Origin of the sequence: Enterobacteriaceae endosymbiont of Donacia semicuprea (assembly GCF_012570535.1) — a bacterium.
In the GTDB taxonomy this organism is placed as follows: Bacteria; Pseudomonadota; Gammaproteobacteria; order Enterobacterales; family Enterobacteriaceae.
In genome coordinates, this window is record NZ_CP046210.1 from 145,641 (window position 1) to 154,076 (window position 8,436).

General features: G+C 21.2%; 5 protein-coding genes. 3 read left to right on the top strand and 2 right to left on the bottom strand.

Going from position 1 to position 8,436, the window contains the following annotated elements:
* Window positions 1-40: 40 nt before the first annotated feature.
* Window positions 41-1,150, bottom strand: coding sequence for a molecular chaperone DnaJ (gene dnaJ / locus GJT91_RS00720; protein ID WP_168868352.1), 1,110 nt, complete (start codon window positions 1,148-1,150; stop codon window positions 41-43).
* Between the two features lie 119 nt (window positions 1,151-1,269).
* The gene (gene dnaK, locus GJT91_RS00725; protein ID WP_168868353.1) at window positions 1,270-3,183 is read right to left on the bottom strand and encodes a molecular chaperone DnaK; all 1,914 of its coding nucleotides are present in this window, start codon (window positions 3,181-3,183) and stop codon (window positions 1,270-1,272) included.
* A gap of 374 nt (window positions 3,184-3,557) precedes the next feature.
* Between dnaK and GJT91_RS00730 the strand changes: the two genes are divergently transcribed.
* From GJT91_RS00730 to GJT91_RS00740, 3 genes are all read left to right on the top strand, one after another.
* Window positions 3,558-5,054 (top strand): leucyl aminopeptidase, encoded by a 1,497-nt coding sequence (locus GJT91_RS00730; protein ID WP_168868354.1) that lies wholly within the window; start codon window positions 3,558-3,560, stop codon window positions 5,052-5,054.
* Window positions 5,055-5,098: 44 nt separating this feature from the next.
* Window positions 5,099-7,939, top strand: coding sequence for a valine--tRNA ligase (locus GJT91_RS00735; RefSeq protein WP_168868355.1), 2,841 nt, complete (start codon window positions 5,099-5,101; stop codon window positions 7,937-7,939).
* Between the two features lie 45 nt (window positions 7,940-7,984).
* On the top strand, window positions 7,985-8,436 hold a 452-nt coding region (locus tag GJT91_RS00740; RefSeq protein ID WP_484488976.1), incomplete at its 3' end, for a Rossmann-fold NAD(P)-binding domain-containing protein.

Sequence of the window (8,436 nt, forward strand, 5' to 3'; positions counted from 1 at the left end):
ATAAATTTATTTTTTATACCCTCTATTATTATTTTTATTTTTATTTAATTTTATAAAAAAAATTTTTAATATTATTTAAAAATTTTTTTAATTTAGGATAATTTCTATAATCAGCAAAATTATTAAAATTTTCTTTTAATTCATATAAAATTTTTTTTTGTTTATTGTTTAAATTAATTGGAACTTCTACTTTTATCTTACAAAATAAATCACCAAAATTATTATTTTTAATAGATTTAATTCCTTTATTACGTATTCTAAAAACTTTACCTGTTTGAGTACCTTGAGGAATTTTTAATTTTACATAACCATTTAATATAGGAATATCTATATTCCCACCTAAACTAGCTATAATAAAATTAATAGGTAATTCACAATACAAATCATTTTCTTTTCTAATAAAAAGGTGATGTTTTTTTATTTTTACTTCTATATATAAATCTCCAGATAAAAATTTATTATAACCTAATTCACCTTCTCCACTTAATCTAATTTGATCTCCTGAATTAATTCCACTAGGAATTTTTACTGATAAAGTCTTATAAACTTCTAGTTTTTTTTTACCTTTACAATAAAAACAAGGATGTTTTATAAAATTTCCTTGACCATGACACTTAGGACAAGTTTGTTGTACTGTAAAAAATCCTTGACTCATATGAATCTGTCCTAAACCATGACATGTATAACATTTTTGTAAATCACCTTGAGATCCTGTTCCATTACAATAACTACAATTTTTTAAAATAGGAATTTTTATTTCTTTAGTAACACCTTTTATTGCATCTTCTAGAGAAAGTTCAATTAAATATTTTAAATCAGATCCTCTTTTAGATTTTTGTTTATTTCTTGAATTTCCAAAAATATCACCAAAAACATCTCCAAAAATATCACTAAAATCAGTTGTTGTATTGTTTACATTTTCATGTTCAAAAGCAGAATGACCATATTCATCATATGTAGCTCTTTTTTTGGAATCACTTAAAATTTCATAAGCTTGTTTAATTTCTTTAAACTTATCTTCAGAATTTTTATTTCCGGGATTACGATCTGGATGAAACTTCATAGCCAAACGTTTATATGCTCTTTTAATTTCACGATCTTCAGCATTTTTTGTAACACCTAAAATATCATAATAATCTTTTTTTGCCATAATAAATTACTGTCCTAATCTAATCCCATAATTACTTAATACCGATTATTATTTTAAATATAAACGGTATTAACGTATTTTAATAATTTTATAAAAAAAATAATTAAATATAAAAATAATTATTTTTTTTTATCTTTTATTTCTTCAAATTCAGCATCAACAACTTCATTATCTTGATTATCATTTTTCATATTATTATTTTTTTTTTGTTTATTATTATTATCTTTATTTAGAGTTAAAATATGACTAGATAATTCAATTAATTTTTGTATTTTTTCTTGTATATCTTTTTCATTTTCTGTTTTAAGAGATTTATTTAATTCATTAATTGCGTTATTAATTGATAATTTATCTTTTGGTTGAATTTGATTATCAATTTCTTTTATTTTTTTTTCTGTATTATGTATAAGTTGATCTCCTTCATTACGTATTTTAACTAGTTTTTCAAAGAGACGATCAGATTCACTATTCGCTTCTGCATCTTTTATCATATTTTCAACTTCTTGTTTATTTAAACCTGATGATGCTTGTATAGTAATTTTTTGTTCTTTACCACTTTTTTTATCTTTTGCAGAAACATGTAAAATTCCATCTGCATCTATATCGAAAGTAACTTCTATCTGAGGAATTCCTCTAGGAGCAGAACTAATACCATCTAAATTAAATTGACCTAAAGATTTATTATCATTTGCTCTTTTACGTTCTCCTTGTAAAATATGAATAGTTACAGAAGACTGATTATCTTCAGCTGTTGAAAATATCTGACTATGTTTTGTAGGAATAGTAGTATTTTTATTAATTAATGGAGTCATTATTCCACCAATAGTTTCAATTCCCAAAGATAATGGAGTAACATCTAATAATAATACATCTTTTACATCTCCAGCTAATACTCCGCCTTGTACTGCTGCTCCTATAGCGACAGCTTCATCAGGATTGACATCTTTTCTTGGATCTTTACCAAAGAATGATGCCACTTTATTTTGGACCATAGGCATACGAGTTTGTCCACCTACTAAAATAACATCATTAATATTTGAAACAGTTAAATTAGCATCCTTTAAAGCTATCTTTAAAGGTTTAATTGATTTATCTATTAAATCTTCTACTAAAGATTCTAATTTTGCCCTTGTTAATTTAATATTTAAATGTTTTGGACCTGAAGCATCAGCGGTAATATATGGTAAATTAACATCAGTTTGTTGTGTTGAAGATAATTCAATTTTTGCTTTTTCTGCAGATTCTTTTAATCTTTGCATTGCTAATGGATCATTTTTTAAATCTATTCCCTGATCTTTTTTAAATTCCGTTACTAAATAATTAATTATACGACTATCAAAATCTTCTCCTCCTAAATGAGTATCTCCATTAGTTGATAAAACTTCAAATGTTTTTTCTCCATCAACATTATCTATTTCAATAATAGAAATATCAAATGTACCTCCACCTAAATCATATACAGCTATAGTACGATTACCTTGTTGTTTATCTAATCCATATGCTAATGCAGCAGCTGTAGGTTCATTAATAATTCTTTTTACTTCTAATCCCGCTATACGACCAGCATCTTTTGTTGCTTGACGTTGAGCATCATTAAAATATGCAGGTACTGTAATAACAGCTGCATTTACTTTTACTCCTAGAAAATCTTCAGCTGTTTTTTTCATTTTTTTTAAAACTTCGGCTGAAATTTGTGGTGGAGCCATTTTTTTCCCTTTAATATCTATCCATGCATCACCATTATTTGCTCTTACAATTTTATAGGGCATTATTTTTATATCACGTTGTACTTCTTCATCATCAAAACGTCTTCCTATCAATCTTTTAATTGCAAAAAGAGTATTTTTTGGATTAGTAATAGCTTGTCTTTTTGCAGGTTGTCCTACTAAAATTTCACCATCTTGAGTATATGCAATAATAGAAGGAGTTGTTCTATCTCCTTCCGAATTTTCTAAAACGCGAGCTTTAGTTCCATCTATAATTGCTACGCAAGAATTAGTTGTTCCTAAATCAATACCAATTATTTTACTCATTTAAATAACTCCTATAAATTTATAATTGTTTTTATAATAAAAATTTTGGTATATAAATAATTATAATATATTTAATTTTTATATATTCTAAAACATAATCCTTGATGAAGAGGAAATGGGGACACATCTGTACTCATCAAGGGGTGGGGGCAAATTTTTTTTTAAAATTTCTAATTTTTTTTAAATAATTATAAAATAATTTAATTATTAATATAAATTTTTTTTAAAATAAAAATATTTATATAATATTATTTTTTTAAATAATGTTATATATTAGATATATTATTATTTATTTTAATATTTTTAATAAACAAAAATAATTTTTATTTATTATATATAATTATTTTAATTTCTATATATTTTGGAGATTATAAATGAAATATGTAGCAGAAAAAATAACTTTTTTTAAAAAAAATTTATTAGATTGTATAGTAATACCTATATTTGAAAAATATAAACTTTCTAAAATTACAAAAAAAATTAATATTATATCTAATAATTATATATTAGATATATTAAAAAAAAATAATATAAAAGGTAAAATTAATCAAAATATAATTTTATATCAAATTCCTAATTTTTCATTTAAAAAGGTAATAATTATTGGTTGTGGTATTAAAGAAAAAATTAACAGAATAACAAATAAACTAATTATCAATAATGTTATTAATATATTAAAAAAATATAAAATTAAAGAAGTTATTTGGTATCTTACAGATATAAAAATTAATGATTGTAAATTATACTGGAATATAAGAGATACAATTAATATTATTGAAAACAATATTTATGTATTTAATAAATTTAAAAATAATTCATCATGTTTTTCTTCAAAAATAATATTTAATATTAATAATAATTCTGATATCTATGAGGTAGCTATAAATCATGCAAAAGCAATTAATTTAGGTATAAAAAAAGCTAAAAATATAGCTAATCTTCCACCAAATATATGTACTCCTGAGTATTTATCTATTAAATCATTAACATTAGCAAAAAAATATAAAAATATTTCTATAAAAATTATTGACAAAAACATTATGAAGAAGATAGGTATGAATGCTTATCTTGCAGTAAGTAAAGGTTCTAAAAACAAACCTTTTATTTCTATTTTAGAATATCAAAATAATGATAAATTACAACCTATAATATTATTAGGTAAAGGAGTAACTTTTGATTCAGGAGGTATATCTCTAAAACCAAGTAAAAATATGGAAGAAATGAAATATGATATGTGCGGTGCAGCAGCTGTATATGGAACTATATATGCAATAGCTGAACTTAAGTTACCATTAAATATTATTGCTATTATAGCTGGATGTGAAAATATGCCAAGTAATAACGCATATAGACCTAGTGATATTATAAAAACAATGTCAGGAATAACTGTTGAAATTACAAATACAGATGCAGAAGGACGTCTAATTTTATGTGATGTATTAACATATATTAAAAAATATAATCCTAAATATGTTATTGATATTGCTACTTTAACAGGAGCTTGTGTTATAGCATTAGGTAATAATATAAGTGGTCTAATGTCTAATAATAAAAAATTATCTAATAATCTTATAAAATCTTCTCTAGAATCAGATGATCGTGTTTGGGAATTACCTATAGATGATAAAAGTTATTATGATCAATTAAAATCTAATTTTGCTAATTTAGTTAATAGTAGTAATGGTATAGCTGGAGCAATTACTGCAGCATGTTTTTTATCTAAATTTACTAAAAAATATAAATGGGCTCATATAGATATTGCAGGAACAGCATGGTATTATTTAAATCAAAAAGCAATTTCTTCAGGAAGGCCTATTAATATGTTATGTCAATTTTTAATTAATGAGACATTAAATTATGAAAACAAATAATTAATTTAATATAAATTTTATTTATATATAGGATATTTCTTATCATGGATAAAATATATAATCCAATTTTTTTTGAAAAAAAAATTTATAATTATTGGGAAAAGCATAAATATTTAAAAAATAAATTAAAAAATTCTAAAAAATATTTTTCTATTATGGTACCACCGCCTAATATTACTGGATATTTACATATAGGACATGCATTACAATATACAATTATTGATATTTTAATACGTTATCATCGTATGTTAGGAGAAAATGTATTATGTCAAGTAGGAATAGATCATGCAGGTATTGCCACACAAAATTTAATAGAACAAAAAATTTTTAAAGAAATAGGAAAAACAAAAAATGATTATAGTAAAAAGTTTTTTTTAGAAAATATTTGGAAATGGAAAAAAAAATACAGTAATATTATTTATAACCAAATGAAAAGTTTAGGTTTATCTGCAGATTGGGAAAGAACAAGATTTACAATGGATAATAAATTTACTAAATCTGTAAGAAATATTTTTATCTTACTTTATAATAATGGATTAGTATATAAAAAAAAAAAATTAATTCATTGGGATTTTAAACTAAAAACTGTAATTTCTGATTTAGAAGTAGAACATAAAAAAATAAAAACAAATATTTGGTATATAAAATATTTATTAGTAGATAAGATAAAAACTTTAGATAATAAAAATTATTTAATTGTTGCAACAACTCGTCCTGAAACATTATTAGCTGATACTGCAATAGCAATTAATCCGTTAGATGGAAGATATAATAATTTAATTGGAAAATTTGTAATTATACCAATAATTAAACGTAAAATTCCTATTATAGCTGATAGTTATGCTAAAATAGAAAAAGGGACTGGATGCGTTAAAATTAGTCCGGCTCATGATTTTAATGATTATAAAATTGCAATAAAACATAATTTACCTCTAATTAATATTTTTGATTTAAATGGTAATATTGCAAATAAATACCAAATTTATAATAATAAAAAAAAAATAAATATTTTCTCTGAAAATATACCTAAAGAATTACAAAAAATTCATTTTATAAAAGCAAGAAATATTATTATAAAAAAAATAAAAAAACAAGGATTATTAGATTCATATAAAAAAAAATCTACACTTATTCCATTTAATATGCGTAGTAATACAGTAATAATTCCTATGTTGACAAATCAATGGTATCTTAACACAAAAATTTTATCAAAAAATGCAATTAATGCTGTAAAAAAAAAACAAATAAATTTTTTTCCTAAACAGTACAAAAATATGTTTTATTCTTGGATGAATAATATACAAGATTGGTGTATATCTAGACAATTATGGTGGGGACATCAAATACCAGCTTGGTATGATCAAAATAATAATATTTATGTTGGTGAAAATTTAAAAGAAATAAGAAAAAAATATAATTTAAATAAAAAAATATGTTTAATACAAGATTCTGATGTTTTAGATACATGGTTTTCTTCAAGTTTATGGACTTTTATTACACTAGATTGGCCTAAAAATAAAAAAGATTTTTTCTTATTTCATCCTACTAGTGTTATTGTAAGTGGTTTTGATATTATTTTTTTTTGGATATCAAGAATGATAATGATGACAATGTATTTTGTTAAAAATAAAAATAATATTCCACAAATTCCTTTTAAAGACATTTTAATGACAGGATTAATAAGAGATAATAAAGGAAATAAAATGTCCAAATCTAAAAAAAATATTATTAATCCTATAGATTTTATTGAAGGTACTTTATCTAAAGATATATTAAATAATAACAATTATAAAAAAAATCATAAAATTAAAATTTTAAAAAACAATATAGGAAAAAAAATACCAAATAAAATTTATGGAGCAGATGCATTAAGATTTACATTAGCTTCTTTATCATCTACTAGCCGTGATATATATTGGGATATAAATAGATTAGAAGGATATCGTAATTTTTGTAATAAAATTTGGAATGCAAGTTTTTTTATATTAAAAAATATAAAATATGAACTTATTAAAAATAAAAAAAATCTATCTTTAGTAGATAAATGGATTTGGTCTGAATACCATTTAGTAATTAAATCTTACACAAAATCATTTAATGAATATCGTTTTGATTATTCTACTAATATTCTATATAACTTTATATGGAATAAATTTTGTAATTGGTATTTAGAATATAGTAAATTAATTTTTCAAGAAGAAGATCAATTAAAATACTCAGGAACACATTATACATTATATTATCTTTTTAAATCATTATTAAAATTATCACACCCTATAATTCCATTTATTACTGAATATATATGGCAAGAAATGAATAAAAATGATAAAAATACATATAATGATAGTATTATGATTAAAAATTTTCCTAAGTTTAATAAATTAAAAATAGATCAGAAATCTACAGATATTTTTAATATTTTTATAAAAATAATTACTACTATTCGTAAATTTAAAATAGAAATGAATATAAATAATAAGACAAAAATTAATTTATATATAAAAAATATCGATTATGAATTAAATATTTTTTTTAAAAAAAATATAAATATTTTAAAAAAGTTTGCACATCTTCAAAAAATTTTTTTTATTAAAAATAATATTAATTTTCCTAAAAAAACATTAATAAATAAAATAAATAAAATTGAATTTGCAATACCCTTAAATAGGTTAATTATTAATCAAAAAGAATTATTAAATAAAATTATTAAAAAATTACAAGATAATCAAAAAATAATAAATATTTTAAACAAAAATATTACAAATAAAATTTTTTTATCTAAAGCTCCAAAACAAATTATACAAAAAAAATTAGAAAAAATAAAAAATTGTAAAATTTTAAAAAAAGAATTATTAAAAAAAATTTTATTAATTAAAAATTTATAATATTTATTATTAATCTAAAATTATTTATAAATAAGGATTTATATTATGAATCAATTTTATAATAAACATTTTTTAAAATTATCAGATTTTTCAAAAGAAGATATTCTTGAATTAATTAAAATTTCAGAAAAATTAAAATATGATAAAAAAAATTTTCAAGAAAAAAAAACATTAATAAATAAAAATATTATTTTAATTTTTGAAAAAGATTCAACAAGAACTAGATGTTCTTTTGAAATAGCTTGTTTTAATCAAGGAGCTAATGTTACTTATTTAGATATTAAGAATAGTCATATAGGACATAAAGAATCATTGAAAGATTCTGCAAGAATTTTAAGTAATATGTATAATGGAATACAATATAGAGGAAAATATCAAAAAAATTTAGAAATTTTTGCTAAATATTCTAAAATTCCTGTATGGAATGGCTTAACAAATGAATTTCATCCTATTCAAATATTAGCAGACTTATTAACTATTAAAGAAAATATAAAAAA

Excerpts from the sequence above, each read along its gene's own strand:
- GJT91_RS00735 (WP_168868355.1), top strand. The coding sequence starts at position 5,099 with ATGGATAAAATATATAATCCAATTTTTTTTGAAAAAAAAATTTATAAT.
- GJT91_RS00730 (WP_168868354.1), top strand. The coding sequence starts at position 3,558 with ATGAAATATGTAGCAGAAAAAATAACTTTTTTTAAAAAAAATTTATTA.
- dnaJ (WP_168868352.1), bottom strand. The coding sequence starts at position 1,150 with ATGGCAAAAAAAGATTATTATGATATTTTAGGTGTTACAAAAAATGCT.
- dnaK (WP_168868353.1), bottom strand. The coding sequence starts at position 3,183 with ATGAGTAAAATAATTGGTATTGATTTAGGAACAACTAATTCTTGCGTA.